The sequence below is a fragment of the Roseomonas haemaphysalidis genome (genome assembly GCF_017355405.1).
Lineage (GTDB): Bacteria > Pseudomonadota > Alphaproteobacteria > Acetobacterales > Acetobacteraceae > Pseudoroseomonas > Pseudoroseomonas haemaphysalidis.
Window position 1 is genome coordinate 845,458 of the sequence record NZ_CP061177.1, and the last position, 24,999, is coordinate 870,456.

A 24,999-nucleotide genomic window follows, 5' to 3' on the forward strand; every position below is an offset into this window, starting at 1 on the left:
GCCATGTCCCTCCAGGGCGCCATGTCGACCGCGCTGAGCTCGCTGGCCGCCGAGCAGCGGGCCTCGGCGGTCATCGCCAACAACATCGCCAATGCGCAGACGCCCGGCTACGTGCGGCGCGAGCTGCCGCGCAGCGAGAACCTTGTCGGTGGCACCGGCCAGGGCGTCGCGACCGGCGTCACGCAGCGCGCGGCGGACACCGTGCTGGCCGCGGCGTCGCGCACCGCGGGCGGCGCATCGGCTTTTGCCAGCCGCATGCAGGAGCTGTTGGGCAACTACACCAGCGTGATCGGCCAGCCGGCGGACGAGCGCTCGCTGTCGTCGCGCCTTGGTGCGCTGGAGGAGGCGATGACGGCGTTGTCCGTCACGCCGGAGAATGCCGTGGCGCAAAGCCAGGCGCTGGCCGCGGCGCAGGACCTGGTGGACAGCCTGCACGCCATGGACGGCGCCGTCTCCACCACGCGGACGGAAGCCGACCTCGGCGTGTCGCGCGACGTGGATGCCGTCAACACCGCGTTGCAGAACCTCAAGGAAGTGGACCGCCAGCTGGCGCAGGCCGCGGCGAGGGGCGGGTCCACCGCGGAATACGAGGACAAGCGCGACAGCATCCTCGCCGACGTGTCGGCCAAGCTGCCGATCCGCATCTATGACAATGGCCCGGGCCGGCTGATCGTCACCACCGATGGCGGCAACACGCTGTACGACAGCGGCACCGTGCACCCGCTGGCCTTCACGCACACGCCGTCCATCGCTTCCGACGTCCGCTTTGGCGGCGTGGCGCCCTACACGGCGGGCTTGTCGGGCGTGACGGTGGATGGCTTGGCGCTGCGCGTGTCGGACAGCGGCAGCATCAGTGCCAACCTGACGATCCGCGACCAGACCATGCCGAATTTCGCCGACATGCTGGACCAGGTGGCCGGCCGGCTGGCCGAGGCCTTCCAGGATGGCGACCCCACGGTCAGCGGCACGGTGCCGGGGCTGTTCACCCGCGGCGGCGCCGCTGCCTTCGACCCGGCGCAGCCGATGCTCGGCATGGCGCGCACCATCGCCATCAACAGCGCGGTGGATCCTGACCAGGGTGGCGCCATCTGGCGCATGCGCGACGGCATGGGGGCCGCCACGCAGGGCAACGCGTCCAGCAACAAGGTGGTGCTCGGCTGGCTGGACGCGATGGAACAGAACCGCGCCTTCAACCCCGCCACGGGCCTGCCATCCAGCATGGGCCTGTCGCAGGCGGCGGCGCAGACGGTCGGCCTGATGCAGGGCGAACGCGCCACCTGGGCGGACCGCGCCGCGACGCGCGCCAGCATCGCCACCCAGGCCAGCGAGGACCTGGTCAACAAGACCGCCGTCAGCGTCGACGAGGAGCTGCAGCGGATGATGATGGTGCAGCAGACCTACTCGGCGTCCGTGCAGGTGATCCAGGCGGCGGCGAAGATGCTCGAAGAACTCTCGGCCCTGCGGGCCTGAAGGAGATTGCCGCGATGATGGACCGCGTTTCCCCCGCCGGCGTCGCCATTGGCCGCCGCAGCAACCTGCAGGCGTTGCAGGCGCAGATCGCCCGCAGCACGGCCGAGATTTCTTCCGGCCGCAAAAGCGACCCGACGCGGGAGCTGGGCGTCGGCGCCGCGCTGCTGTACCGGCTGCACGACGACGTGCAGCAGGGCGGCGCGCTGAAGAACAGCGCCGGGCTGGCCGGCGAGCGCATGAAGACCATGCAGACCGCCATGACCTCTGTCGGCAAGGTCATGACCGACATCTCCGCGCAGATCCTGCAGGCGGACGTGTTGAAGCAGCAAAGCTTCCCCATGCTGGCCAATGACGCGCCGGACGTGATGGCCTCCATCGCCGACCTGCTGAACACCGACTTCCAGGGGCAGAAGGTGTTTGGCGGTACCGACAGCGCCGCGCGGCCGATCCAGAACATCGCGGCGCTGCCGGCGCAGATGCGATCCATGCTGGATGCCGCCGTCGCCGCCAATGGCGGCGCGGCCCTGGACGAGGCGCAGGCGGCCAGCCTGATGGCGGATATCGAGACAGCCGTGTTCGGCGGGCCGGCATCGGCCTTTCACGCCACATACTACGGGTCGGCCAGCACCACGGGGGACAGCGACCCCAACCTGGTGCGCATCGGCGAGGGGCAGACGCTGTCCTACGACGTGCGCGCCGACAACGCGGCCTTCAAGGACGCCTTCCATGCCCTGGCGCTGACCTCGCTTCTGGGCAGCGACAAGCTGCAGGAAGGCGCGAAGGTCGCGCTGGCTGACCGGGCCGGCGAGCTGATGCGCGGCGCGCAGTCCTCGCTGACCACGCTGGCGGGCTCGCTCGGCAGCAAGCAGGCGCGGCTGGAACGGGTGGCCGAGGTGCAGGCCCGCGCCATGGACGCCACCACCGCGCAGATCAACGACCTGGAGGCGGCGGACTATTACACGCTGTCCGACCAAGTCAGCGCGCTGCAGATCCAGCTGCAGGCCACCTACTCGATCACCGCCCAGCTGTCGAAGCTGAGCTTGGTGAACTACCTCTGACCCCATCTGCGAAACACGGAGAATCCGCCATGACCGCACAAGCCCATGCCATCGCCGCCACTCCCTATGTGCCTTTGGCGCTGGAGCCGGAGGACGTCGCCACCTATGCCGCGATGGCCGAGGCCCTCGGCTGCTCGGCCGAGGATTGCGGCGAGGCCTTCATGCTGGCGACGCCGCTGGCCCGCGATGCCGCGGTGCTGCTGTGGCGTGGTGCCGCGGCGATGCTGCCGGCCAGCACCGCGAACGCCGCGCTGCGCCTGCAGGACGCTTTGGGCACGCTGCGCACGCTGCTCGGCCTCGACCCCGCGATGCTGCCGCTGGACGCGCTGGTGGCGTCCGGCCTGCGCTACCACGCCTGAAGGGGGAGCGGACCAATGCCGCGCCTGCTTGTCTTCCTGTTCGCCTGCTTGCTGGCGCTGCCGGCCGCCGCCCAGGTGCGGCTCAAGGACATCGTGTCCATCGAGGGGGTGCGCGGCAACCAGCTGGTGGGCTACGGGCTGGTCATCGGGTTGCAGGGCACCGGCGACCAGCTGCGCAACACGCCCTTCACGCAGCAGAGCCTGACGGCGATGCTGGAGCGCATGGGCATCAACGTGGCGGATGCCCGGGTGCAGACGCGCAACACCGCCGCCGTGATCGTCACCGCCACGCTGCCGCCCTTTGCGCGGCAAGGTACGCCGATCGACGTGCAGGTGTCCTCGCTGGGTGACAGCCGCAGCCTGAACGGCGGTACGCTGATCGTCACGCCGCTGCTGGGCGCGGATGGCGAGGTCTATGCCGTGGCGCAGGGGCCGGTGGTGGTGGGCGGCTTCGCGGCCGCCGGGCAGGCGCAAAGCATCTCCTCCGGCGTCACCACCCAGGGGCGGGTGCCCGGCGGCGGGCTGGTGGAGCGCGAGGTGCCGCTCAGCCTGCGCAATGTCGATACCATCCGCCTGGCGCTGCGCTCGCCCGACTTCACCACCGCCAACCGGATCGAGGAGGTGCTGAACGCCAAGTTCGGCCCCGGCAGCGCCACGGCGCTGGACCTCGCCACGGTGGAGATGAAGATCCCCTTCGGTTTCCGCGACCGCCTGCCGGCGATGGTGGCGCAGATGGAGGCGCTGTCCGTGCGGCCCGAGACCACCGCCCGCGTGGTGGTGGACGAGCGCACCGGCACCATCGTGGTGGGGGCGCAGGTGCGGGTGGACCCGGTGGCGATCACCCACGGCAACCTGGTGATCCGCGTCACGGAAACGCCGGTGGCCAGCCAGCCCGGCCCGCTGTCCAACGGCGAGACGGTGGTGCTGCCACGCACCCAGGTAGAGGTGGACGACCAGCGCGGGCGACGCCTGGCGGTGCTGCCCCGCGCCAACACCCTGCAAGCGCTGGTGGACGGCCTGAACGCCCTGGGGCTGGCGCCGCGGGACCTGATCTCGGTGCTGAACGCATTGAAGGCCAGCGGCGCGCTGCATGCCGAGCTGCAGTTCATCTGACGCTTGGCCCTCGTTGCCTCAACACTGCCCGGGAGCGGCGCGCCAGCCTTGGTGCGCCAGTTCTCCCAGGTGCTCCCCCAACCCGGCGGCACGGATCGCCGTCAGGCTGGCCCAGCCATCCGGCAAATCCACCACCACCGGGTGCAAGCTCAGTCCGGCTCGGTCGTGGTCCTCTGGCCAGCCGCCTTCCCACAGGTCGACATGCCAGCGGGCCTTGGCCTCGGTGGGGAAGGTGGCGACGGCAACGCGTCCGGCGCCGTTCAGCTTGGACCAGTAGGACAGCGCCGGCGATCGCCCGACATACAGGCCCAGGCCCTGGTGCAGCAGCACCCATCCGGTTTGCGGCATCAACGCCACCCGCGCGGCTGGCCACCGAAGCCATCCCGCGTCCAGCCGTTGCTGAACATCGGGCGCTGCTGGGGCGGGGGCTCGGCCGGTGGCGGAGGCGGGGGTTCCAACAGGGCTGTGGCATCAAGCTGTATCAATGGGGGAAGGCGTTCGGCCGGGTTCGGCCGGTAGGTCGGCACGCCATAGACTGGCGCCGTCTGCTGCCATGGCGACGGCGTTTGAGACCATGCCGATGAGCACGGCGCGATTCCGATGCAGATCGTGCAAACAAAGAACTGATTGCGCATAGAGGCGACATCCATTCATCGGGATTTGTCTCAAAATACGTCAAAATCTGTCATTCGTCTCGATGATGGCACAGAAAACTTTGATGCACGCAGGACGTGTATCGGGGGAAATCTATGTGGCAATCTTCTAAAGCCATGATTTTCAACAAAAACCGTGTCTGAGGCCGCAATCACGAAGTGGTGTGACAGAACCAAAAAAGAGAGTTAGAAAAATCTTACACACGTAAGACGCGAGTTTGGGTGGCTTAAAACACCCGGCCGGTCGCTATGGCGGAGAGCAAGAATGCTGGGACTGACGCTGCTGCTGAACAACGCCGCCCAAGCGCTGGACCGCCTGTGCCTGCTGCGCATGGCAAGTGGGTCTGACATGCTGACCCCGGAATATCGTGACCTGTCTCTGGAGCTCCGCCTGGAAGCCCCGGCCTGTGCCATGCAGTCCGCCTTACAACAGCAGCTGGTTGCCACGGCCCAGCAGCTTCGGACCGTGGGCGCCGCCGCCAGCGTCGCCGCCATCCTGGCGCGTCCGGAAGCCACGCGTCGCCTGAATGCCTTGCTGGGCCTGGTTGTCGGTAGCGAATGGGAACTTGCCGGCGCGTTGCCGCGGGGCGGCCAGCTGCACCGCCGCATTGCCACCGATGGCCAGGTGTATCTGCTGGCCGGCCAGCCCGACCGTGGCGCCAAGCATGCCCCCCACGCCGCGCGGGGCTATGCCGAGCGGCTTTGGGTCCTGCCGCCGGGTCATTGCTGCGCCGATGGCAGTGCCCTGCCGGATGAGGCCCCGATGCTGTCGGGCGAAGGGCCGGACAGCCTTGGCCTGCAGGCCGCCCGGCGCGATCTCTGTGTGGAACTGGTGGCTGGTGGCCACGGCGCCCTGGCCGCGCGCCTGGCCGGCCTTGGCGAAGCCGCGGCGATGCCCGCGGCCGACGCTACGGACGCGCCAAACGAAAGGGCGGCGTTCGCCGCCTGAGCATCCTCAGCAGGTGATGCGTGCCACGCCCCGCGCGGCACCGTCTTCCAGCGCATCCCAATCCGTGGTGGCGGCATGGGACGGCGGTCGCAGCAGCGGCACCACGCCGGCACGGGCCAGCAGGGCGCGCAGGTCCTCCAACGGAATGGCCGCTGTCAGCCCGCGTCCACCGGCGTAGACCACGCCCACGACCTGTCCCGCAGCATCGAGCACCGGTCCGCCAGAGCTGCCGCCTGCGGCGGGCGCGCCGATTTCCAGCCGCCAGCGCAGCCGTTCGGCCTGCGCGGCGCCGAAGTAACGCAGGCCATCGTCCCAGCTGGGTGCCACCTCCTGCCCGTTCTGATCGGTGGCAACGAAGCTGACCGCCTGCCCGCCCGCCGGGTCGTGCACCGTCAGCGCCGCGCGCAGCACCATGCCGCGCGCGGCCCGCAGCATCCCGGCGCGGCGGGGCTCGTCCGTCATGGGAAAGCCCAGCGCCAGCACCGGCGTGCCGCGCGGCAAACGCAGCCCCGCCGACAGCGGCAGCACCGACATGCCGCCCGCAGGGCCGCGCAGCAGCGCAAGGTCCGCGTCTGCATCCAGCATGGCCAGCTGCCACGGCCCGCCTTGGCCTTCCACCCGCAACGGCCGGTCCTGCGCCTGGCAGCGCAGCGCCACATGGGCATTGGTCACCAACACCCCGGGTGCCACCGCGAAGGCGGATGCCGAGAACCCCCCCGCCACGGCGGGCAGGGGTGCCGGTACGGCCCGGCCGGTCCAGGCGGAAGCCCCGGCCCCCAGCGCCGCCAGCACCGCCCCCGCCACGATCAGGCCCAAGCCCCAGCGTCCTGCCTGCATCTTGCCCTTCATGCGAAAAACAAACATGCTATAACAGTGGCTCGCATCCGACACCAGCCTGCCATCCACGGAGCTTGCCGATTGCGCGGCCTTCCCATCCTCATCCGCCTGGCCCGTCAGCGCGCCGATTCGCACCGCACAGCGCTGGCCGAGGCGGAACGCAACGCCGGCCAGGCCGCCGAAGCACTGGCGGCGCATGACGCCCTGGCTGCGACCGAAGCCGCCCACGCGCGGGGCGACGCCGCGGACATGGCCGCATGGACCGACTGGGCCCGCCAGGCGCAACGCCGCCGCCGCGGCTTGGCGCAGGTGCTGGCACAGTGCCGCGCGGACGAGGAAGTCGTGCGCGCCACGCTGCGGGAGGCTTTCACCGAAACCAAGCGCCTGGAGATCGCGGCCGACAGCGCGGCGCGGGCGGCCCGGCTGGAGGCGGCGCGCCGGGTGGAGCGGGCGGCGGAGGATGCGGAACTGCTGCGGCGTCGCTGATCCCTCGGCGTTCCGCCGGTCAGCTTGCCCGCTTCAGCCGATCCAGATCCGGATGATCCTTGAAGCGCGCCCAGGCGCCGAGCATTTCCTTCAGCTGGTCTTCCTGGCTCACCCGCTCGCGCCGCAGGATCTGCATCCGCTTGCGCAGTTCCAAGATCAGGTGCCCGCGCGGCAGGTCGGCGCCGGTTTCGAAGCGTTCCAGAAACACGCGGCCGAGTTCAGGACTGTCACGCTCGATGCAATAGGCGGCGTAGGCCAGCACGGAGCCGCGGCCGAACTCGATCATCTTGCGGCCAAAGGTGCGTAGCTCCAGCAGACGCGGGTGCTGCTCGACGATCTTCATCACCTCGGACGGCGTCGGCTTGGCGTTGCGGATGCCGCTCGGCTTCAATTCCCGCTTCCACAGCAGCACGGCGGCGGCGGCCACCAATGGGCGGTCGCCGAAGTTCTCGAAGCCGGCACCAAGCTGCGGGCCCTTTTTGGCGTGGATGTCGTAGGTGGCATAGGCCGCCTCCGGCAGGCCGCGCATCACCGGCACCTCGATCGATTCGCCGGCCTGGATCACGGCGGACAGCCGATGCTGGCCATTCAGCAGCCGGCCGTCGCGCGCGAAGCAGATGGGCTGCGCGTTCATCATCCAGTTGCCGGCACGGATGTCGCGCGCGATGGCGTCCACGTGCGCGGCCACGATCTTGCGGTTCAGCGTGTTGTGCGTGAGGTAGCGCTTGGCCATCGCCGGCGTCACCGTCTCGATCGCCAGCGGAAACACGCCATCCTCGGCGGCGAGCTTTTCCACCGCCTCGCGCAGCTTGGTTTCGGTGGCCTCCGTCTCGTCGGCGTGGCCCGGGTCGGTCAGGCCCTTGTAGCCGTCGAGTGCCGGAAAGTCCTCGCCCTTGGTGGGGTTGGCGGTCTTGTCCAGCCAGGTATAGCTGCGCAGGTGCCGGCCGCTGAAGGTGGCGTTCAGCGCCTTGATGCAGACCGCGAACAGCGTCACCGGCTTCATGCGCGTGGTGGGATCGCCGCGCGTGATGTCGATCAGGTCGCGCACCCGGGCGCCGGGTTCCATCGGCGAATAGCGCTCCGGGTCGGCGACGGCGTCGAGAAAGCGCAGCGTCGCCTCGGCATCCACCCGCAGGCCCATGAACATCAGCGGCGTGCGCACCGCTTCGGACAGCGCGGTGGCGGGGCTGTCCAGCGATTGCCCCACCGCCGCCTCGAGATCGGGGTTGGCGCGCAGCACGCGGTCCATGCGCGACCAGGCGGCGGTGCCGGCGCCGCGCAGCATGGTGCCGTCGTCATAGCGGATCAGCTTGACCAGCGCCGACTGCAGCGCGTGGGCATGCAGGATGCCCCGCGTTTCCAGCACGCCCGCGAAGGAGCGGCGGCGCTGCTGGTCGATGGTGTGCAGCACGTCGTCGGGGATGTTCTGCGCCAGCACGGTCAGAAAGGGCACGCCCGCCTTGATGCAGGCACGCAGCCGCTGCACGCCGTCCAGCAGCACGCCGCCGCGCGACAGGATCAGCGGCATGCCGTTGAGGATCCAGCGGCCTTCGCGCATCGATTCGGCATAGGCATTGATGGCCACGGGATTGTCGCCGGCACCGGGCCGGCGGCTTTGCAGCAGCTTGGCCGCGCTGTCCGGCGTCACCAGCTCGATCGAGAAGCCCGGCATGTCAGCGCCGCCGCCCTGAACCTGCACGATGCGACCGGCCTGCTGGATGGCGGCGGCCCCTGTCTGCGCCCGCTGGGCGGCTTTCGCGCGTGCCATGGAGTGCCCCTTTCGATATCCCGCGCCAGGCCCGGTTGGCCTGCTGCGCCTTTCCGCCGTTTACTGTTTTTTCGCGTTCCTGGCTATAAGCAAAAATTGACGAATTCGTCAGCACCACGCTGCGGCTGCCCGGGTGAGCGAGGCCAGCGCCCTGTGAATACAGGGCCTTGGACCCGGCCGGCCATGCGGGTGGTCCGGGACAAGGCACTGCGGAAGGTTGGAATTGTTTCATCATTGTCTCGAAGCGAAATATGGCAGAACGGGCGCCGGTCTGCTAGAAACGCGGTGCCGCCAAATGCCGGCGCCGCATCACAGAAATGCGAAAACATATAGGAGAAGCCTGATGACCCGCCCCGCCCCCTTCTTCGTCAGCCACACCATCCGACTGAGCCGCGCCGAGGTTCTGGAAGCGCTGCGCGGCGCCGCCCTGGCCCAGGTGCGGGAAACGCTGCGCCTGGCCGACCCCGCCGCGCGGAGCGTGGAGCTGGAAACCCGCCTGCTGGCCGGTGGCGCGGTGGAGATCGATGGCGCCGCGGTGGCGATCGAGGCACGGCTGCCGGAAGAATTCGCGCCGCTGCTGCGCCAGGGCGCTGCCTGGCCCGTCGCCCCCACGGTGTTCGGCCCGCCGGCCCCGGTCACGGCCGAGCCGGCCCTGGCCTGAGCCTGCCCTGGCCTGAGCCTGCGCGACGGCTTGCCTTCGCCTGGGTCCCCGGCTTTGCTGCCGGGCCGCAGCGAAGAGGAGGCCGGCATGGCGGCGCGCCCGCTTCCCGATCCGCAAGGCGGCTGGATGGTGCGGCTGGGTTCGGGCCCGGCCGCCTTCAGCCGGGGCGGCTTCGCCAGCGCCGCTGCCGCCGATCACTGGGCGGAGCAGGCTGCCGAGGCCGCGCGGCGGTCCGCCATCCGCATCGGCCCGCGCCGCATCCCGGGCACGCTGGCGGAAGCGCTGCGGCGCTGGTGCATCGACCAGGGCACGCTGCCGGAAGCTGAGGGCGGCACGCATCTGGCACCCGTCCGCCGTTTTGAATCCCTGTTGCAGGACATCGCCTGCGCCTGGCCCCTGGCGATCCTGTCGCCGGAAGACCTGTCCGCGCTGCGGGCCCGCCGCCGCCCCCTGGGCGTGGCGGCGATGCTGGTCGAGCAGGCGGCCCTGGCTGCCGCCGTGGATGCACTGCGCGAACTCCACCTGCCGCAGCTCGACAATCCTTTCCACGCACCGGCCGATGACGGCGTCTTCCTGCCAGAGCGGATGGCCGGGAGCCCACCCGCGGCGCGCTCGCTGGCTGCTTACGTCACTGCGTTGCGCGAAGGCCAGCACCTGGACGAGGTGCTGGTGCTGGCAGGGCTGCACGACCCCAAAGCCCATGGGGCGCGCCTGCACGCAGCTGGCTGAGGGCGGCACTTCGCATCAGGGCCTTGCCTGCCGTGCACCCCGGCCGCCTCGGCCCTTCTTCCAGGATGGCGTGTTCCCTGACCCCAGAGCGGGACGGCCCGCCGGCCACAGGTGAGGACAGAATCGCCGTTCACAGGAATCCGCGCGCCATACCATGCGAAACTGTTGCAATGGGAATGCGAAATACTTAGAACGGCTGCAGCGGTCCACGGCCGCCCCGGGCGTCGGGGCGGATGGCCCTCCTAGAACGGGACGGAAAGATGAGCTTCTTCGGCAAGCCCAGCGGCGCGGAGCCGCGCATCACCTATGAGCGCATCGACCTGACGGCGGATGGTGCGGTGCTGGCCCCCGCCGCCGCCCCGCGGCAGATGCCGGTGCTGACGCCGCCGCCGCGCCCGGCCCCTTCCGCTGCCACGGTGGTGCGGCCGGCCGTGCCGGAACCTGTGGCCATGCTGATCGCCGCCGACAGCGAAATGGAAGGCCGCCTGCGTTCGCGCGGCGCTGTGCGAATCGAGGGCGTGTTGCGGGGCGAGCTGCAGGCGGCCTCCGTGGTGATCGAGCCGGGCGGGCTGATCGAGGGGCTGGTGACGGTCGAGCACGCGGTCGTCAACGGCACGCTGCGCGGCACCCTGGTGGCGCGTGACATCGAGATCAGCCGCACCGCGATGGTCGATGCCGAGCTGGTGTACGAGGAGATCGGCATCGAGCGCGGCGCCCGCGTGCACGGCCTGCACCGGCGCCGCGAACCGGCGGTGCCGGAGGAAGCGGCCCCGCTGCCCGTCAGCGCGGCGGCCGAGGTGGTTGCGCCGGTGGATGCCGAACTGCAGACCGCCGCCCTGGTGGCCGCCGCCGAGGCCGCGCTGCAGGAACTGGCCGAGGTGGCTCAGGCCGCCGCCGGCGCGTCTGCCGCCCTGGCCGAGGACGGCGTGCAGGAGCTGGTGGCATTGGAAGACAGCCTGCGCGATACCGCCGCCACGCTGCCGGCCGAGACGGTGGCGCCACCGGTCGCCACCACGGCGCCGATCGCCGTCGCGGCGGCCTGAGCGCGGGCCGGGGCCGGCATCCATGGCCTGCCCCGGCAGCCTGCCGTCAGTTGTACAGCGGCGTCAGGCCCGGATACGGGATCTCGCTCTGCCCCCGCTCCCGCAGCAGGCGGTTGGCGGCGCGGGTGACTTCCTTCGGGCCGGCCTGCTGGCCGTCCAGCACGTAGTAGCCGTTGCGCAGCGGCCGCACGCGGGGACCCAGCAGGCGGCAGGCATATTGCAGCGGCGTCAGCTCTTCCTCGGCTTCGCAGGCGATGTTGAGAAAGGGGGAGATGTCCCGGTCGCGGCTGCGTTCCAGCACCCGCTTGGCACGGCGCTGCGCGTACCAGGGCTCGATGCCGAAGGCGCGCGACAGCGTCAGGATGTCCTCGCCCGACAACAGCCGGCGGTCGAATTCGCCGCGCAGCTCGGCGGCCAGGGCGCGGCGGCGCTGTTGTTGCCGGCGGCGGGGCATCGCGGGGCCGGGTGCCTCGTCGTCATCCTCGTCGAAGCTGCTCCACGCCTCGCCCATCGTCTCGCCCATGGCGGTCGATCCTGTCTGGCCGCGCTGTTTTGCGCGGCGGATGACTCCTTCTGGAGATCGGGATGGCCATCCGTTCTGGCGGGCCCAGTTGCGTGGCCATGATATGCGAAAAACAGTTGATGCCCCTTTAAGCCCGGGGCCATCAAATGCCAGGAATAACCACACGAATCCGTGAACACGGGAAAGGTCTCTTACGATGGATGCCGTCCAACCCGCGGGCCGCCGCCTGGCCCGCCAACTGGAAGCCAGCTTCGCGTCTGACATGCTCAGCGCCGCGCGGCCGGAAAAACGCCAGGGCCTGATGGATGGCGGGCCCGGCGCTGGCGCCTTCGACAGCTTCATGGACAATGCCCTGGGCGAGGCGATGGCGGCGCGCGGCAGCATCGGCTTGGCGCCGGCGATCGAGCGGGTCATTGCCGGACGGCCCAACCCCGTGGGGAACGGCCGGTGAGCGCGCTGATCGCCGCCGCCGCGCGCCTGCAGGCGGTGCTGTGGCGGGAAACCGAGGTCGCGGGCGCCGCACCCCTTCCGGTTCTGCGGGCCTTGATGGAAGAAAAGCGCGAGGCGATGGTCGCGCTGTCGCATCTTGGACCGCCGGACAGCGAGGTGGAGCGCGTGGCGCTGCGCCGCATGGCGGCGGCGGCCGAGGAAAACGCCCTGGTGCTGGGTGCGGTCGCCGATGCGCTGGATACGCTGCGGCAGAAGCTGCGGACCGACCTGTCGGAAGCGGCAAATCCTGGCGTCTACGGGCCGCAGGGCAGTGCCTTTCCAGGGCCCCGCAAGCGGCCGCTGCGCCACACGCTGGCGGCGAGCCTTGACCGCACCGCATGACGTGGTCGGCGGGGCCGGACAGGGCGTCCGGCCGTTTCGCGAAAAACATCGGATAGGCACACGCGGCGCTTGCGAAAAATAATTTGGCTCTGGTAGAAATCCTCATCGCGGTTGGACCGGTCGAACGGCCAGCACGCGATGACCGCGTCAGAAGGCGCTCCCAAAACCGGAACCCTCGAAGGGCGCAATCATGGTCAGCTCCATCCTCACGAACAACGGTGCAATGACGGCCCTGCAGTCGCTGAAGGCGACGCAGAAGAGCCTGCTGAGCACGCAGAACCGTATCTCCACCGGCCTGAAGGTTTCCACCGCCAAGGACAACGCGGCGACCTGGGCCGTGGCCACCTCGATGCGCTCGGACATCTCCAACTTCAAGCAGGTCAGCGAGAACCTGTCCCTGTCCTCCTCGGTGCTGAGCACGGCGCAGTCGGGCGGCGAGGCGGTGTCCAACCTGATCACGCAGATCAAGACCAAGATCACGGCCGCCCAGCAGGGCGTGCTGGACAGCCGCACGATCCAGGCTGACATCGACGAGCTCGTGAAGCAGGTTGAGTCGACGGTTCAGGGCTCGGCGCTGAAGGGCGTCAACCTGATGAACGGCGAAGGCCAGGAGCGGATCGTTGCCTCGGTCAACGTTGTCAACGGCGTCAGCGTCCCGTCCTATATCAACGTCGAGAAGGTCAACCTCAGCACCGCCGCCGGCGGCGACCTGAACGGCTTGTCCACCCTGTCCGTGGTGTCGCGCGGCGACCAGCTGTTCAACGACGCGTCGGTGGCCGACGTGACCGCCGATCAGAAGGCGATGGGCACCACCTTCTTCGCCACCACGGCCGGCACCTACAATGCGACCGCCACCCCCAACAGCAACATGATCACCAACACCGCCGGTGATCTGACGGTCGGCTACAAGGATGCCACGGGCGCCACGCGCAGCCTGACGGTCAAGAACATCGCCTCCACCGTGCAGACCGCGACCGACCTGGCCACCGCGCTGAACGCCGACAAGGACTTCGCCGCCACCTTCCACGCGACCACCGACACCGGCGAACTGCGCATCTCCGCCAAGGACCGCCTGACGCAGTCGGGCGACTTCGCGATCAGCAGCGTGTCCGGCACCAAGCTGACCGCCCGTACCGCGAGCACCACGTCGATCGAGAACTACAGCGGCAGCAGCTTCGCGTTCCAGGATGGCACCGCCCTGAAGGAAGGCGAGACCTTCACCTTCAAGTACAAGGTGGGCACCACCGAGAAGACCATGGTGCTGAAGGCGACCAACGATTTCGCGGCCGGCGCCGAGTACCAGTCCGCCGACACCGTCAACAACATCCAGTACCGTGCCATCAAGCTGGATGACGCCAACGTCAAGAACAATGCCGGCGAATACGATGGCGACAACATCGCCGCGGCGTTCCTGGCGGCGATCAACCCCGCCTCCAACGCCGACTTCGCCGCTACCGCCTCGGCCACGGAGATGGGCGTCACCGTTGTTGGCAACACCCTGACCATCAAGGCGTACGGTGGTGATGAGCAGACGACGACCCCGGTTCCTGCCAACAAGTTCAGCTCCTTCCAGCCGGTGACCACCGACTACGGCACCATGCTGAGCAACGTCGACGAGCTGATGAAGACGGCGACCAACGCGGCCGCCGCCTTCGGCTCCGCCGGCGCGCGCGTCGACATGCAGAAGGAGTTCATGGACAAGCTGGTCGATACGCTGACCTCGGGCCTCGGCACCCTGGTGGACGCCGACATGTCGGAGGAAGCCGCCCGCCTGCAGGCCCTGCAGGTGCAGGAGCAGCTGGGCACCCAGGCTCTCTCGATCGCCAACCAGGCGCCGCAGAGCATCCTGCGCCTGTTCCAGTAACCGGCGGGCCGGGCGGGGCTTGGGCCCCGCCCGCTCACGGCTTCACCGGCCCGGCCGGCGGGCATGCCCGCCGGCCGGTTCCGGCCCTGCGATCGATCGCCGCGGCACGCCCCAGAGGGGCCGCCGCGTGACGAAGGAAGAATCCGATGTTGCATGCCACCGTCAGCCACGCTTCCAACATGCCGCTTCAGCGCCCGACCGGTGCCCTGTCCGCCTACGGTGCCGTCATCCGCACCACGGAAGACCCGCGTGCCATCGAGTACCGCCTGCTCGCCCGCATGGTCTCGTCGCTGGAGGCTGCCCACCTCGCTGCCTCGCCCGCGGCTTTGCCCGCTGCCATCCATGAGAACCGCATGGTCTGGACCGCCTTCACGGCCGACCTCGCCGACGATGGCAACGGTTGCGAGGAAACGCTGCGTGCCCGCCTGCTGTCGCTGGCCCGCTGGGTCTTCGCTGAAAGCGACCGCGTGCTGCGGGAGCGCAAAAGCCCGCAGGCGCTGATCGACGTCAACCGCGCGGTGATGCTGGGCCTGCAGCCTGGCGCCACGGCCCAGCCGGACCCCGTGTGATGTCCCTGATCCTGAAGCTTGCCCCGGGCGAGCGCCTGTTCATCAACGGCGCCGTGGTCATCAATGGCGACCGCCGCGCCTACCTGATGGTGGAAACCAAGGCCCAGATCGTCCGTGAAAAGGATGTGCTGCAGCCTGACGATGCGTCCACGCCCGTTCGCCGGGCCTATTTCGCGGCGCAGGGCGTGCTGCTGAACGCGCACCCCGTGCTCGGCAGTGCCGAGGCATTTCTGGAACAGGTCGCCCGGTTGCGTGGCGTGTTCCTGAAGTCCGAGCATATCGACCTGCTGGATGAGGCGGAGGCACAGATGCGCGATGGCAACACCTATCGCGTGCTGTCCTTGCTGCGGGAATTGGTGATGTACGAGGCCGCGCTGCTGGAACTGCCGCCCCCTGCGCGGTTCCGGCGCGATGCGGTGGCCCGGCCGGATGCCGCGCCGCAGCCGCCCCGTGTCCACCACGGCAGGACCGAGTTGCGGATGGCCCCTTCCCCCTGATCCTGGCGAGGCGATCTCGCCGCCCTCAAGGCAGAGCCGGAATTGATGCGATGATCGATCCAATCCAGGGCATGGCTTCCGGCGAGGCGCCGGCGGCCCCGCGCGCCGATCTGGCGCGGGGGGCTGCATCCACGGAAGCGACGCCGGCGGCGCCGGTACCGCCAGCCGGCCCCCCGCCGGTGGGCGACGCGGTGCTGAACGTCCTGCTCGATGGCGAAACCATGCGGCTTTATACCGAGCTGCGGGACCCGCAAACGGACCGCCTGCTGCTGCGCCTGCCCGCCGCCTATGACCCCGGGGAGGCGCGGCTGGACGAAGGGGCCTCGTTCGAAGCATGAGCATCGGCGCGATCAACCTGGGACTTCCCGCCGGCGTCGCCGGCTGGAAGATGCTGCAGGGCAAAAGTGTCGGCGACTTCAAGGCTTTCAGCAAGGATGCGCTGCTGCAGCGCGACATCGCTTATCTGCGGGAAAAGCTGCCGCAGAAGGCAACCGCCAAGGATTTGCTGGCCGACCGGCGCTTGCAGGAGATCGTGCTCAAGGCCTATGGGCTGGACGCGCAGGTCGGCATGGATGCGCTGATGCGCAAGGTGCTGGACAGCAATCCCACCGACACCGGCTCTGTCGCCGCGCGGATGGTCGATGCGCGCTACCAGAAGATCGCCGCCGCGCTGAACTATGGCGGGCTGGTGATCCCCGAGATCTCCGCCGTCCCGTCGGGCGCCACGGTGGTGGTGGAAGGGATCGGCAAAGGCGAGACCTTCGCCAGCTTCAGCGGCAGCTTCGGCGGCATCAAGGTCGATGGCGTGTCGCTCGACGGGTTGGGCAGCCGCCAGGGCGTCGCTGCCGCGCTGCAGGCGGCCTTTCGCAAGGCGGATGGCAAAAGCAGCAACATCTCCGTCACCACGCTTGGCGGCCAGCTGGTGTTCAGCGATGCCAGGGGCCGCGGCACGGCGGTGGATTTCGCCTTCAAGGCCGATCCCGGCAGCACGGCGCGTGCCAGCCTGCAGGCCACCAACACCGGCAGCATCGCGGTTGCCGCCATCGGTGGTCCCAAGGTGAAGGACGGCACAACCGTCGAAGCCGTGGTATCGCTCTACACGCAGGCGCGTTTCGAGGAATCGCTGGGTGAAAGCTCCGACACGCTGCGCAAGGCGGTCTATGCCAAGCGGACCCTGCCCGGCGTCACGAGCTGGTACAGCGTGATCGCCGATCGCAACCTGGCGGGCGTGGTGCAGCAGGTGCTGGGCCTGCCGGACAGCTTCGGCCGGCTGGACGTGGATCAGCAGAAGGCGACGCTGGAGCGCCGCATGAGCCTGTCCGACTTCAAGGACGGCACCAAGCTGTCCAAGTTGCTGGATCGCTACGTGGCGCAGTCCAGCGTGGCGGAGGCTCAGGCGCTGGCCAGCAGCGGCGCCGGCCTCGCGGGGCTGGTGCAGCCGGTCCCCTGGGGCGGCGACAGCTTTTCCGGCAGCAGCGCCGCCGCGCTGTTCTCGATCATGGGCGGTTGAGGGGCGGCGGCGTCATGCCGCCAGCACCTCCCGCAACCGCGCGAAAGCGGCCCCGGCCGCCGCGCGCTCTTCCACGGACTGTGCCAGAAAGGCTTCCAGTGCCGGCTGGTGGTGGATCGCCTGGTCCACCAGCGGGTCGCTGCCGCCGCGATAGGCGCCGAGGCGGATCATCTCCGCCATGTCGGCATAGGCGCCCAGCAGCCGGCGGGCGCTGGACAGCGCGGCGTTCTCCTCCTCCGAATGGCAGCGCGGCAGGCTGCGGCTGACGGAACGCAGGATGTCGATCGCCGGCCAGCGGCCCCGCTCGCCGATGCGGCGGTCCAGCACCAGGTGGCCGTCCAGGATGCCGCGCACGGCATCGGCGATCGGTTCGTCATGATCGTCGCCATCCACCAGCACGGTGAAGACGGCTGTGATGTCGCCCTCTCCCTCCGGCCCCGGGCCGGCGCGTTCCAGCAGCGCCGGCAGCTCGTTGAACACCGAGGGGGTGTAGGAGCGCGCGGTGGCGGGCTCGCCGGCGGCCAGGCCGATCTCGCGCTGGGCATGCGCCAGCCGCGTCACGGAATCGAGCAGCAGGAACACCTGCTTGCCTTCGGCGCGGAAGTGCTCGGCCACCGCCAGGGTCGCCTGCGCCGCGCGGCGCCGCGCCAGCGCCGGCTGGTCGGAGGTCGAGACCACGACGACGGACCGCGCACGCCCCGCCTCGCCCAGCGTGTGGTCCAGGAACTCGCGCACCTCGCGCCCCCGCTCGCCGATCAGCCCGACGACGATGACGTCCGCCTCCACGTTGCGCGCCAGCATGCCCATCAACGTCGACTTGCCGACGCCGGACGCCGCGAAGATGCCCATGCGCTGGCCGCGGCAGATCGGCACGAAGACATCCAGCGCCCGCAGTCCGGTTTCCAGGCGGGGCCCTACCATGCGGCGGCGCAGCGCGTCGGGCGCGGCGCGACGCAGCGGCACCGGGCGGCGGCCGGCGGGCAGCGGCCCGCCGCCGTCCAGCGGCCGTCCCTGGCCGTCGATCACCCGGCCCAGCCAGGCATCGGATGGGGACAGCGACAGCGGTTCCTCCAGCCAGATGCGCGCGCCCGGGGCCAGTCCCTCCGTGCCGCCTTCCGGCACGGCGACGGCGGTCTGGCCCTCGAAGGCCACGAATTCCCCCTGGATCGCCGGCTGGCCGGGGCGGCGCACCATCAGCCGGTCGCCGATCGCCACGCCGCCGCCAAGGCCTTCCACCGACAGGGCGCTGCCGCGGACGGCCGCTAGGCTGCCCCAGCGGGTGGCACGCGGCAGGGCACGCAAAAGGCTCGGTGCGTCGGCCAAGGTGGCGGCGGCGGCGGTGGCGGGGCGCGGCGCGCCCAGCTTGCGGAAGTGGTCCATGGTGGTCGTCGCCTTCTGCGGCAGGAACGGATGTTCCCCCGCATCATCGCCGCGCAGGCCGGACCTGTCTATGCGAAAAATACTGGACAGGATGGGGAACGAACGCCTATCCATCGGGCACAGGCAGCAGGGGCAGCCCATACCATGCTCGATGGCATCGACGTCTTCCGCATCACCGGCGCGCGCATGCGGCATCTGGCGGAGCGTCAGAACGTGCTCGCGCAGAACATCGCCAATGCCGACACGCCGCACTTCCGGGCGCGGGACGTGAAGGCCTTCCAGTTCGACAGCGCCTTGCTGCGCAGCCAGGGCGGCGTCGCGCCGCTGCGGCTGGCCGGCACGCAGGCGGGCCATCTCGGCGGCACGCGAAACGGAGCCGTGGTCACCACGGACCGCGCCAATGCCTATAGCGAGGACCCGGACGGCAACACCGTCAATCTGGAGGAGCAGATGGTCAAGCAGTCGGATGTTGCGAAAAACTATGATCTCGCAACCCTGGTCTACAAGCGCAGCGCCGCCCTGCTGCGCACGGCCGTGGGCCGCGGCGCATGATCCGCGTGGAGCCGATCGGCGGCGCCGGCCCGCTGACCCAGGCGATGGCGACGGCGGCCTCCGGCATGAGCACCCAGGCGGTGCGCATGCGCGTGGCGGCCGAGAACATCGCCAACGCCGCGTCCACCGCCGCCACGGCGGGGGGCGATCCCTACCGGCGCAAGCTGGTGTCGTTCCGCCAGCAGCTGGATCGCTCCACCGGCGCGCAGCTGGTGCGGACCGGCAGCATCAGTGGCGACCAGCGGGACTTCCGCACGCAATACGACCCCGCCCATCCGGCGGCGGACGAGCGCGGCTACGTGAAGATGCCCAACGTCGACACGCTGCTGGAACAGGCGGATCTGCGCACCGCGCAGCGCTCCTACGAGGCCGGCATCGCGGTGATGCAGCAGGCCAAGTCGCTTTACGGCAAAACCCTCGACATCCTGAGGTCCTGACCATGTCCAGCCCGATCCCGGCCATCGCGCCGGTGTCCGCCGCCCTGCGCGCCTATGGCGCCAGCGCCTCGCCCACCACAGACTTCGGCAGCATGGTGGGGGCGGCCGCGCGCAACTCGCTCGCCACGCTGCGCAATGCCGAGGTCACCAGCGCCCGCGGCGTCGCCGGCACCGCCGACGTGCAGGAGGTGGTGCAGGCCGCGACGGCGGCCGAGCTGACCGTGCAGACCATGACGCAGCTGCGCGACAAGGTGGTCGGTGCCTATACCGACGTGCTGCGCATGGCGGTCTGAGCGTCATGAACGAGGGCGATGTCGTCGAGGTGCTGCGCAACGGCTTCTTCGCCACCATGGTGGTGGCGGGGCCGCCGCTGCTGGCGGCGCTGGTCACCGGCGTCGTCGTCTCGCTTCTGCAGGCGCTGACGCAGATCCAGGAAGTCACGCTGTCCTACGTGCCCAAGATCGTCGTCACCATGGTGGTGGCGATGCTGTCCCTGCCGCTCGGCTTCGCGGCGCTGCGGTCCTACACGGAAGAGATCGCCCAGATGATCGTGGGGCTCTGACGCATGGACATGCTCGCCAAGCTGCGCCGTGCCATCGGCCACCAGGACCTGCTCTTCGCCGCCGGCCTGGTGCTGCTGCTGGCCGTGCTCGTGCTGCCGATGCCGAGCTGGCTGGTCGACCTCGGCCTCGCCACCTCCATCACCCTGTCCGTGCTGATCCTGATGGTCGCCATCTGGATCGAGCGGCCGCTGGACTTCTCCGTCTTTCCCACCGTGCTGCTGGTCGCCACGCTGCTGCGCCTGGCGCTGAACCTGGCCACCACGCGGCTGATCCTGACCAACGGGCACAAGGGGCTGGACGCGGCGGGCGGGGTCATCCATGGCTTCGCATCCTTTATCGTCGGTGGTGACTTCATCATCGGCGTGATCGTCTTCTCCATCCTGGTGATCGTGAATTTCATCGTCGTCACCAAGGGTGCCAGCCGCATCGCCGAGGTCGCGGCGCGCTTCAGCCTGGACGCCATGCCCGGCAAGCAGATGGCCATCGACGCCGACCTCGCCGCCGGCACCATCGACGACACCGAAAGCAAGCGCCGCCGCCGCGAGCTGGAAGACGAGAACGGCTTCTTCGGCGCCATGGACGGCGCGTCCAAGTTCGTGCGCGGCGACGCCGTCGCCTCCATCATCGTCACGGTGGTCAACGTGCTGGGCGGCATCGTCGTCGGCACGCTGCGGCATGGCATGAGCCTGGAATCGGCCGCCGGCAACTACGTCACGCTGGCCGTCGGCGACGGCATCGTCAGCCAGATCCCGGGCCTGATCGTCTCCATCGGCGCCGGCATGCTGGTGTCCAAGGGCAGCGTGCGCGGCTCCACGGACAAGGCCTTTGTCAGCCAGCTCGGCGCGCAGCCCAAGCCGCTGTACCTGGCGGCCGGCCTGTCGCTGCTGTTCGCGGTGCTGCCGGGCCTGCCCTTCCTGCCCTTCGTGATGCTGGCCGCGGTGGCGGCCGGCGGCGGCTTTCTCGCCCACCGCGCCGTGGAGCGCCGGGCCGCGGCCCTGGCCGCCGGCGAGCCGGAGATCGATGCGGCCCCGCGCGAGGAATCCATGGCCGAGCTGATCCGGGTGGACGATGTCCGTCTGGAGCTCGGCATGGGGCTCGTGTCGCTCACCTCGGGCCGCCAGGGCAGCCTGACGGAGAAGATCAAGAAGCTGCGCCGCGCCTTCGGGCTGGAGTTCGGCTTCATCCTCCCCGCCGTGCGCATCAAGGACAACATGGACCTGGGCTCGGGCGAGTATTCCGTGCAGGTGCAGGGCGTCGAGGTGGCGCGCGAGACGCTGATGCTCGGCAAGCTGCTGGCCTTCGCGCCCGGAGGCCAGGACATCACGGTGCCCGGCATCGATACGCAGGAGCCCTCCTTCAAGATCCGCGCCCGCTGGATCGAGCCCGCCATGCGCGAGATGGCGATGGCCCAGGGCCTGACGGTGGTGGACGCCGAAACAGTGCTGACCACCCACCTGTCCGAGGTGCTGAAGGGCTACATGTCGCAGCTGCAGGGCTATGCCGCCACGCAGAAGCTGCTGGACGGGCTGGAAAAGGACCAGCAGAAGTTGGTGGCGGATCTGATCCCCGCCGTGCTGCCGCTCGCCACCGTGCAGAAGGTGCTGGCCACCCTGCTGGCCGAGCGCGTGTCCATCCGCAACCTGCCGCTGATCCTGGAAGCGCTGCACGAGGCCGCCGGCTTCACTCGCAACGTGTCCATGCTGACCGAGCACGTGCGGCAGCGGCTGTGCCTGCAGATCTGCCGCGGCCTGTCGCAGGAGGACGGCTACATCACCGCCATTCTGCTGTCTCCCGAATGGGAGCAGGAGGTGGGCGGTGCGATCCACGAGGAAGGCGACCACCGCTCCTTCGCCATGGCGCCTTCCAAGATCCAGGAGCTGGTGACGGCCACGCGCGCGCGCATCGCGGAAGCCGCCTCCAAGGGCGACTGGCCGGCGGTGCTGACCTCGGCGCAGGTGCGGCCCTTCGTGCGCCACCTGGTGGAGCGCATCAACCCGACCATCGCCGTGATCAGCCATGCCGAGGTGCACCAGCGCGCCAAGCTGCGCACGGTGGGCCAGATCTAGGTGGACACCGCGCTGCCGCTGGCGACCTGGCTGCCGGCCGAGATCTTCCGCCTCGCCCTGGTATTCTGCCGCGTTTCGGCGGCGCTGATGGCGCTGCCGGGCTTCGGCGAGCACGCCGTGCCGGTGCGGGTCCGGCTGTTGGCGGGGCTTGCCGCGGCGCTGTGCATCGCGCCGCTGGCAGGGCCTGCGGTGCCGGTGCCGGGGGTGTGGAGCGTGCTCGGCGCCATGGTGGTGGAGGTGGCCACCGGCACGCTGCTGGGCACGCTGTCGCGCATCCTGCTGTCCGCCATCCAGACGGCGGGCCAGTTGATCGGACAAAGCATCGGGCTGAGCAACGCCTTCGTGTTCGGGCTGGGCAATGACAGTTCCGCCGTGGTGGGGGCGGCGATGTATGCCGGGGCCATCGCCGCACTGTTCACGGTGGAAGGCCACCATGTCGGGCTGCGCGCGCTGGCGGAAAGCTACAGCTTGGTGCCGCTCGGCGCGCCGCCGCCGCTGGCGGCCTCCGCCCAGGCGGTGACGGCGATGACGTCGCGCGCCTTCGGGCTGGCCATGCAGTTCGCTGTGCCGTTCCTGGCGCTGGCGCTGTTGTGCAACCTGGCGATGGCCGGCATCAACCGGGCGCTGCCGGCCATGCCGGTGTTCATGATCGGCGCGCCGGCGCTGCTGATGGCCGGGCTGCAGCTACTGGCGCTGGTGGCCCCCGGCATCGTCCATGAAAGTCTCGGCGCCTATGCCGAGGTCTTCGTGATGGCGCGCTGATGTCCGAGGACAGCGGCCAGGAAAAAACCCTCGACGCGTCGCAGCGCAAGCTGCAGCAGGCGCGCGAAAAGGGCGACGTCCCCGCCTCGCGCGAAGGGTCCTCCTTTGGCCTTTATGCCGCGATGTTGATGGCGGTCGGCCTGGCTGGCGGGCTGGCGGCGCGGCGCATGGGCGAGGTGCTGTTGCCGCTGATCGAGCAGCCGGACGCTTTTCTGGAACTGACCCAGCACGGGCTGCGCGAGGCCGGCCACGCCGCGTTGCAGGCGATGGGCCTGGCGCTGCTGCCGGTGTTCGGCCTGCTGGTGGCGGGCGCTCTGCTGCCACACCTTTTGCAGAACACCGTGGTGTTTTCCGGCGAGCGGCTGCGGCCGAAATGGTCGCATGTCTCTCCGATGGCAGGGCTGAAGCGGATCTTCGGCCTGAAGGCCCTGTTTGAGTTCGGCAAGAGCGTGGCCAAGGCCGCCGCCGTGGCGCTTGCCTGCTGGATCGTCGGCCGCCCGCTGTTCGAGGACAGCGCCGGCATGGTGGGGCTCGACCCCGCCGCGTTTCCCGGCATCGCCACCCACATGATCATCGCGGTGCTGGCCGCCGTGACGCTGGTGGCCGGCGTGATCGCCGCCGTCGACATCAGTTTCCAGCGCTTCGAATACGCCCGCCGCCAGCGCATGACATTGCAGGAAATGCGCGAGGAGATGCGCTCCACCGACGGCGACCCGCACGTCAAGGCGGCGCGGCGCAAGAAGCAGCGCCAGGGCTCGCAGCGCCGCATGATGGCGGACGTGCCGACCGCCACCGTGGTGCTCACCAACCCCACCCACTTCGCCGTGGCCCTGCGCTATGAGCGTGGACAGGACGATGCGCCGGTCTGCGTGGCCAAGGGTGTGGACGCGCTGGCCCTGCGCATCCGCGCGCTGGCGCATGACGCGGGCGTCGCGGTGATCGAGGACCGGCCGCTGGCGCGTGCCTTGTATGCCAGCGTCGATGTCGGCGGCATCATCCCGCCGGCGCATTTCGAGGCGGTGGCCAAGGTGATCGGCATTGTCTGGGCGCAAAAGGGCCTGGCCCGCCGCTGAGGCACAAGATCGAGACGATCCCGTTTGACCGGCGGGGTGTGGAATTGCGACACCGGGGCTGTCCTGAACCGGAGAATGCCATGCCGCCGCAGCCCCCCCACCGCCGCGCCCTGCTGGGCGGCCTCGCCACCCTGCTGCTGGCCGGGACCACGCCCGCGCTGGCGGCGTCCGAGGCACCGAAAAAGGAGTTCGAGTTTCTGCCGCTCGGTGACTTCACGGTGAACCTGCCCACCGCCGGGCGGCGGATGAGCTACGTGGTCGTCACTGTCACGCTTGAAACGCGCAGCGAGCAGGTGCAGAGCTTCAAGGATGTTTCGCCGCTGCTGCGCCAGGCGGTGTTGCGGCGCCTGATGGCGATGTCCGAGCGCAACGAGCTGCGCCCCGGGGCCACCGACCCGGGCCTGCTGCGGGACCGGCTCTACGACACCCTGGCGCAGGTGCGCGAGGAAGGCCTGAAGGATGTGGTGATCACCCGGCTGATCCATAGCTAGGCCGGGCGGGGGCCGCGTGGCCCCCGGGAAGCCTTACTGCGTCAGCCGCGCGATGTCGGCCATCGTGACGGTGTTGCCGTTTTCCAGCGCCAGCTGCATGGCGCCGGCCGAATCACGGCGCACCTCGGTGATCTTGCCGCTGCTGGTGATGCTGCCGGCCGACTGCCGCGTGTTGCTGGCATCCTCGCCCACCACGCGCACGGTGTAGTTGCCGGCGGCCAGGCGCGTGCCATTGCCGTTGTTGCCATCGAAGGCGAAGGTCGTGTCGCCCTTGTTGGCGGCGATGCTGCGGGCGACGGCATTGTTGCCGTCCAGCACCTCGATGCGCAGGTTGCGCAGCGTGCTGGCGCTGGGCACCGAGACCTTCACCGCCGCGGCCGCACCGCTGGCCGGCAGCGTCACGCTGCTGACGCTGGTTTGCACGCTCTTGCCGATCAACGCGGCATTCTGCGCCAGGCTGCCGCTCATCTCGCCGAGGATGGAGGTCAGCAGCGTGTTGCTCTTGGTCTGCTGCTCCACCTGGGAGAACTGCGCCAGCTGCGCCACGAACTGCGTGGGATCGGTCGGCTGCATGGGGTCCTGATACTTCATCTGCGCCGTCAGCAGCTTCAGAAAGCGGTCGAAGTCCTGGCTGCTGCTGCTCAGGCTGGTGGTCGGCGCCGGTGTGGCGCTCGTGCCGGCGGTGGCGCTCGTGCCGGCGGTGGCGGTCACGCCGCCGATGGCGGAAGGGCTGGTGGCCATGGGTTGTTCCGTGC

The 24,999-nt window shown here is 69.7% G+C and carries 30 protein-coding genes; 24 read left to right on the plus strand and 6 right to left on the minus strand.

The genetic code is table 11. The annotated features are described in order from the left end of the window. The first annotated feature begins 3 nt into the window (after positions 1-3). From flgK to IAI59_RS03825, 4 genes are read left to right on the plus strand one after another with little or no spacing between them, the layout of a single operon-like run. The gene (gene flgK / locus IAI59_RS03810; RefSeq protein ID WP_207418544.1) at positions 4-1,470 is read left to right on the plus strand and encodes a flagellar hook-associated protein FlgK; all 1,467 of its coding nucleotides are present in this window, start codon (positions 4-6) and stop codon (positions 1,468-1,470) included. Between the two features lie 14 nt (positions 1,471-1,484). Further along, complete coding sequence (locus IAI59_RS03815; RefSeq protein ID WP_207418542.1) at positions 1,485-2,528, plus strand: flagellin; 1,044 nt, start codon at positions 1,485-1,487, stop codon at positions 2,526-2,528. A gap of 29 nt (positions 2,529-2,557) precedes the next feature. Next, on the plus strand, positions 2,558-2,887 hold the full coding sequence (locus IAI59_RS03820; RefSeq protein ID WP_207418541.1) for a polysaccharide deacetylase: 330 nt from the start codon (positions 2,558-2,560) through the stop codon (positions 2,885-2,887). Positions 2,888-2,902: 15 nt separating this feature from the next. Then, complete coding sequence (locus IAI59_RS03825) at positions 2,903-4,000, plus strand: flagellar basal body P-ring protein FlgI (RefSeq protein WP_207418540.1); 1,098 nt, start codon at positions 2,903-2,905, stop codon at positions 3,998-4,000. A gap of 18 nt (positions 4,001-4,018) precedes the next feature. On the opposite strand, the gene IAI59_RS03830 is transcribed toward IAI59_RS03825, so the two are convergent. Beyond that, positions 4,019-4,348: a hypothetical protein gene (locus IAI59_RS03830; protein WP_207418538.1), complete on the minus strand. Its 330-nt coding sequence runs from the start codon at positions 4,346-4,348 to the stop codon at positions 4,019-4,021. A 570-nt stretch (positions 4,349-4,918) separates the two neighbouring features. Here IAI59_RS03830 and IAI59_RS03835 point away from each other — a divergent pair. Further along, the gene (locus IAI59_RS03835) at positions 4,919-5,602 is read left to right on the plus strand and encodes a hypothetical protein (protein WP_207418537.1); all 684 of its coding nucleotides are present in this window, start codon (positions 4,919-4,921) and stop codon (positions 5,600-5,602) included. Positions 5,603-5,608: 6 nt separating this feature from the next. Here the strand turns inward: IAI59_RS03835 and IAI59_RS03840 are convergent, their stop codons facing one another. After that, positions 5,609-6,451, minus strand: a complete 843-nt coding sequence (locus IAI59_RS03840; RefSeq protein WP_207418535.1) for a trypsin-like peptidase domain-containing protein — start codon at positions 6,449-6,451, stop codon at positions 5,609-5,611. Positions 6,452-6,520: 69 nt separating this feature from the next. Between IAI59_RS03840 and IAI59_RS03845 the strand changes: the two genes are divergently transcribed. Then, the gene (locus tag IAI59_RS03845) at positions 6,521-6,925 is read left to right on the plus strand and encodes a hypothetical protein (protein ID WP_207418534.1); all 405 of its coding nucleotides are present in this window, start codon (positions 6,521-6,523) and stop codon (positions 6,923-6,925) included. A 19-nt stretch (positions 6,926-6,944) separates the two neighbouring features. Here the strand turns inward: IAI59_RS03845 and IAI59_RS03850 are convergent, their stop codons facing one another. Then, positions 6,945-8,693, minus strand: coding sequence for a ParB/RepB/Spo0J family partition protein (locus IAI59_RS03850; RefSeq protein WP_207418533.1), 1,749 nt, complete (start codon positions 8,691-8,693; stop codon positions 6,945-6,947). A gap of 343 nt (positions 8,694-9,036) precedes the next feature. On the opposite strand from IAI59_RS03850, the gene IAI59_RS03855 reads away from it, so the two are divergent. The 3 genes from IAI59_RS03855 (at position 9,037) to IAI59_RS03865 (ending at position 11,126) form a co-directional block, all read left to right on the plus strand. Continuing rightward, the gene (locus tag IAI59_RS03855) at positions 9,037-9,354 is read left to right on the plus strand and encodes a methionyl-tRNA synthetase (RefSeq protein ID WP_207418532.1); all 318 of its coding nucleotides are present in this window, start codon (positions 9,037-9,039) and stop codon (positions 9,352-9,354) included. An 87-nt stretch (positions 9,355-9,441) separates the two neighbouring features. Continuing rightward, on the plus strand, positions 9,442-10,083 hold the full coding sequence (locus IAI59_RS03860) for a hypothetical protein (protein ID WP_207418530.1): 642 nt from the start codon (positions 9,442-9,444) through the stop codon (positions 10,081-10,083). 260 nt (positions 10,084-10,343) lie between these two features. Beyond that, complete coding sequence (locus IAI59_RS03865; RefSeq protein WP_207418527.1) at positions 10,344-11,126, plus strand: bactofilin family protein; 783 nt, start codon at positions 10,344-10,346, stop codon at positions 11,124-11,126. A gap of 46 nt (positions 11,127-11,172) precedes the next feature. Here the strand turns inward: IAI59_RS03865 and IAI59_RS03870 are convergent, their stop codons facing one another. Further along, positions 11,173-11,649, minus strand: coding sequence for a hypothetical protein (locus IAI59_RS03870; RefSeq protein WP_207418526.1), 477 nt, complete (start codon positions 11,647-11,649; stop codon positions 11,173-11,175). A gap of 196 nt (positions 11,650-11,845) precedes the next feature. On the opposite strand from IAI59_RS03870, the gene IAI59_RS03875 reads away from it, so the two are divergent. From IAI59_RS03875 to IAI59_RS03905, 7 genes are all read left to right on the plus strand, one after another. Then, positions 11,846-12,100: a rod-binding protein gene (locus IAI59_RS03875; RefSeq protein ID WP_207418524.1), complete on the plus strand. Its 255-nt coding sequence runs from the start codon at positions 11,846-11,848 to the stop codon at positions 12,098-12,100. Beyond that, a complete protein-coding gene (locus IAI59_RS03880; RefSeq protein WP_207418523.1) occupies positions 12,097-12,480 on the plus strand; it encodes a hypothetical protein in 384 nt (127 codons plus the stop codon). Before IAI59_RS03875 ends, IAI59_RS03880 begins: the two co-directional genes overlap by 4 nt. Positions 12,481-12,670: 190 nt before the next feature. Continuing rightward, positions 12,671-14,344, plus strand: coding sequence for a flagellin N-terminal helical domain-containing protein (locus IAI59_RS03885; protein WP_207418522.1), 1,674 nt, complete (start codon positions 12,671-12,673; stop codon positions 14,342-14,344). 146 nt (positions 14,345-14,490) lie between these two features. Further along, entirely contained in the window at positions 14,491-14,913 is a 423-nt protein-coding gene (flaF, locus tag IAI59_RS03890; RefSeq protein WP_207418521.1) for a flagellar biosynthesis regulator FlaF, read from the plus strand. Continuing rightward, entirely contained in the window at positions 14,913-15,410 is a 498-nt protein-coding gene (locus tag IAI59_RS03895; RefSeq protein ID WP_207418518.1) for a flagellar biosynthesis repressor FlbT, read from the plus strand. Before flaF ends, IAI59_RS03895 begins: the two co-directional genes overlap by 1 nt. 50 nt (positions 15,411-15,460) lie before the next feature. Further along, entirely contained in the window at positions 15,461-15,748 is a 288-nt protein-coding gene (locus IAI59_RS03900) for a hypothetical protein (RefSeq protein WP_207418517.1), read from the plus strand. Beyond that, complete coding sequence (locus tag IAI59_RS03905) at positions 15,745-16,920, plus strand: DUF1217 domain-containing protein (RefSeq protein WP_207418516.1); 1,176 nt, start codon at positions 15,745-15,747, stop codon at positions 16,918-16,920. Before IAI59_RS03900 ends, IAI59_RS03905 begins: the two co-directional genes overlap by 4 nt. 12 nt (positions 16,921-16,932) lie before the next feature. Here IAI59_RS03905 and IAI59_RS03910 read toward each other — a convergent pair whose 3' ends face one another. Next, the gene (locus IAI59_RS03910) at positions 16,933-18,300 is read right to left on the minus strand and encodes a FliI/YscN family ATPase (protein ID WP_237180858.1); all 1,368 of its coding nucleotides are present in this window, start codon (positions 18,298-18,300) and stop codon (positions 16,933-16,935) included. A 30-nt stretch (positions 18,301-18,330) separates the two neighbouring features. Here IAI59_RS03910 and IAI59_RS03915 point away from each other — a divergent pair, with 30 nt between their 5' ends. From IAI59_RS03915 to IAI59_RS03950, 8 genes are all read left to right on the plus strand, one after another. Next, entirely contained in the window at positions 18,331-18,852 is a 522-nt protein-coding gene (locus IAI59_RS03915; RefSeq protein WP_237180857.1) for a flagellar basal body protein, read from the plus strand. Beyond that, on the plus strand, positions 18,849-19,289 hold the full coding sequence (flgC, locus tag IAI59_RS03920) for a flagellar basal body rod protein FlgC (protein WP_207418514.1): 441 nt from the start codon (positions 18,849-18,851) through the stop codon (positions 19,287-19,289). The genes IAI59_RS03915 and flgC overlap by 4 nt, the downstream gene beginning before the upstream one ends. Before the next feature lie 2 nt (positions 19,290-19,291). Then, positions 19,292-19,582: a flagellar hook-basal body complex protein FliE gene (gene fliE, locus IAI59_RS03925; RefSeq protein WP_207418513.1), complete on the plus strand. Its 291-nt coding sequence runs from the start codon at positions 19,292-19,294 to the stop codon at positions 19,580-19,582. Between the two features lie 5 nt (positions 19,583-19,587). Continuing rightward, positions 19,588-19,851 carry a flagellar biosynthetic protein FliQ gene (locus IAI59_RS03930; RefSeq protein WP_207418512.1) on the plus strand — a complete coding sequence of 88 codons (264 nt, stop codon included), beginning with the start codon at positions 19,588-19,590 and terminating at the stop codon, positions 19,849-19,851. 3 nt (positions 19,852-19,854) lie between these two features. Then, the gene (gene flhA, locus IAI59_RS03935; RefSeq protein WP_207418510.1) at positions 19,855-21,918 is read left to right on the plus strand and encodes a flagellar biosynthesis protein FlhA; all 2,064 of its coding nucleotides are present in this window, start codon (positions 19,855-19,857) and stop codon (positions 21,916-21,918) included. Continuing rightward, positions 21,919-22,680: a flagellar biosynthetic protein FliR gene (locus tag IAI59_RS03940; protein ID WP_207418508.1), complete on the plus strand. Its 762-nt coding sequence runs from the start codon at positions 21,919-21,921 to the stop codon at positions 22,678-22,680. Further along, positions 22,680-23,753, plus strand: a complete 1,074-nt coding sequence (locus IAI59_RS03945; RefSeq protein ID WP_207418506.1) for an EscU/YscU/HrcU family type III secretion system export apparatus switch protein — start codon at positions 22,680-22,682, stop codon at positions 23,751-23,753. The genes IAI59_RS03940 and IAI59_RS03945 overlap by 1 nt, the downstream gene beginning before the upstream one ends. An 80-nt stretch (positions 23,754-23,833) precedes the next feature. Beyond that, positions 23,834-24,244, plus strand: coding sequence for a flagellar basal body-associated FliL family protein (locus IAI59_RS03950; RefSeq protein WP_207418505.1), 411 nt, complete (start codon positions 23,834-23,836; stop codon positions 24,242-24,244). Between the two features lie 33 nt (positions 24,245-24,277). Here IAI59_RS03950 and IAI59_RS03955 read toward each other — a convergent pair whose 3' ends face one another. After that, positions 24,278-24,985, minus strand: a complete 708-nt coding sequence (locus IAI59_RS03955) for a flagellar hook assembly protein FlgD (RefSeq protein WP_207418504.1) — start codon at positions 24,983-24,985, stop codon at positions 24,278-24,280. Positions 24,986-24,999: the final 14 nt, after the last annotated feature.

Bases quoted from the DNA above. Each gene is read 5' to 3' on its own strand.
- IAI59_RS03815 (WP_207418542.1), top strand. From the start codon at position 1,485: ATGATGGACCGCGTTTCCCCCGCCGGCGTCGCCATTGGCCGCCGCAGC.
- IAI59_RS03905 (WP_207418516.1), top strand. From the start codon at position 15,745: ATGAGCATCGGCGCGATCAACCTGGGACTTCCCGCCGGCGTCGCCGGC.
- fliE (WP_207418513.1), top strand. From the start codon at position 19,292: ATGTCCAGCCCGATCCCGGCCATCGCGCCGGTGTCCGCCGCCCTGCGC.
- flhA (WP_207418510.1), top strand. From the start codon at position 19,855: ATGGACATGCTCGCCAAGCTGCGCCGTGCCATCGGCCACCAGGACCTG.
- IAI59_RS03895 (WP_207418518.1), top strand. From the start codon at position 14,913: ATGTCCCTGATCCTGAAGCTTGCCCCGGGCGAGCGCCTGTTCATCAAC.
- flgK (WP_207418544.1), top strand. From the start codon at position 4: ATGTCCCTCCAGGGCGCCATGTCGACCGCGCTGAGCTCGCTGGCCGCC.
- IAI59_RS03915 (WP_237180857.1), top strand. From the start codon at position 18,331: ATGTTCCCCCGCATCATCGCCGCGCAGGCCGGACCTGTCTATGCGAAA.
- flgC (WP_207418514.1), top strand. From the start codon at position 18,849: ATGATCCGCGTGGAGCCGATCGGCGGCGCCGGCCCGCTGACCCAGGCG.
- IAI59_RS03945 (WP_207418506.1), top strand. From the start codon at position 22,680: ATGTCCGAGGACAGCGGCCAGGAAAAAACCCTCGACGCGTCGCAGCGC.
- IAI59_RS03840 (WP_207418535.1), bottom strand. From the start codon at position 6,451: ATGAAGGGCAAGATGCAGGCAGGACGCTGGGGCTTGGGCCTGATCGTG.
- IAI59_RS03870 (WP_207418526.1), bottom strand. From the start codon at position 11,649: ATGGGCGAGACGATGGGCGAGGCGTGGAGCAGCTTCGACGAGGATGAC.
- IAI59_RS03885 (WP_207418522.1), top strand. From the start codon at position 12,671: ATGGTCAGCTCCATCCTCACGAACAACGGTGCAATGACGGCCCTGCAG.
- IAI59_RS03910 (WP_237180858.1), bottom strand. From the start codon at position 18,300: ATGGACCACTTCCGCAAGCTGGGCGCGCCGCGCCCCGCCACCGCCGCC.
- IAI59_RS03875 (WP_207418524.1), top strand. From the start codon at position 11,846: ATGGATGCCGTCCAACCCGCGGGCCGCCGCCTGGCCCGCCAACTGGAA.
- flaF (WP_207418521.1), top strand. From the start codon at position 14,491: ATGTTGCATGCCACCGTCAGCCACGCTTCCAACATGCCGCTTCAGCGC.
- IAI59_RS03900 (WP_207418517.1), top strand. From the start codon at position 15,461: ATGATCGATCCAATCCAGGGCATGGCTTCCGGCGAGGCGCCGGCGGCC.
- IAI59_RS03825 (WP_207418540.1), top strand. From the start codon at position 2,903: ATGCCGCGCCTGCTTGTCTTCCTGTTCGCCTGCTTGCTGGCGCTGCCG.
- IAI59_RS03930 (WP_207418512.1), top strand. From the start codon at position 19,588: ATGAACGAGGGCGATGTCGTCGAGGTGCTGCGCAACGGCTTCTTCGCC.
- IAI59_RS03860 (WP_207418530.1), top strand. From the start codon at position 9,442: ATGGCGGCGCGCCCGCTTCCCGATCCGCAAGGCGGCTGGATGGTGCGG.
- IAI59_RS03850 (WP_207418533.1), bottom strand. From the start codon at position 8,693: ATGGCACGCGCGAAAGCCGCCCAGCGGGCGCAGACAGGGGCCGCCGCC.
- IAI59_RS03950 (WP_207418505.1), top strand. From the start codon at position 23,834: ATGCCGCCGCAGCCCCCCCACCGCCGCGCCCTGCTGGGCGGCCTCGCC.
- IAI59_RS03855 (WP_207418532.1), top strand. From the start codon at position 9,037: ATGACCCGCCCCGCCCCCTTCTTCGTCAGCCACACCATCCGACTGAGC.
- IAI59_RS03835 (WP_207418537.1), top strand. From the start codon at position 4,919: ATGCTGGGACTGACGCTGCTGCTGAACAACGCCGCCCAAGCGCTGGAC.
- IAI59_RS03830 (WP_207418538.1), bottom strand. From the start codon at position 4,348: ATGCCGCAAACCGGATGGGTGCTGCTGCACCAGGGCCTGGGCCTGTAT.
- IAI59_RS03955 (WP_207418504.1), bottom strand. From the start codon at position 24,985: ATGGCCACCAGCCCTTCCGCCATCGGCGGCGTGACCGCCACCGCCGGC.
- IAI59_RS03865 (WP_207418527.1), top strand. From the start codon at position 10,344: ATGAGCTTCTTCGGCAAGCCCAGCGGCGCGGAGCCGCGCATCACCTAT.
- IAI59_RS03820 (WP_207418541.1), top strand. From the start codon at position 2,558: ATGACCGCACAAGCCCATGCCATCGCCGCCACTCCCTATGTGCCTTTG.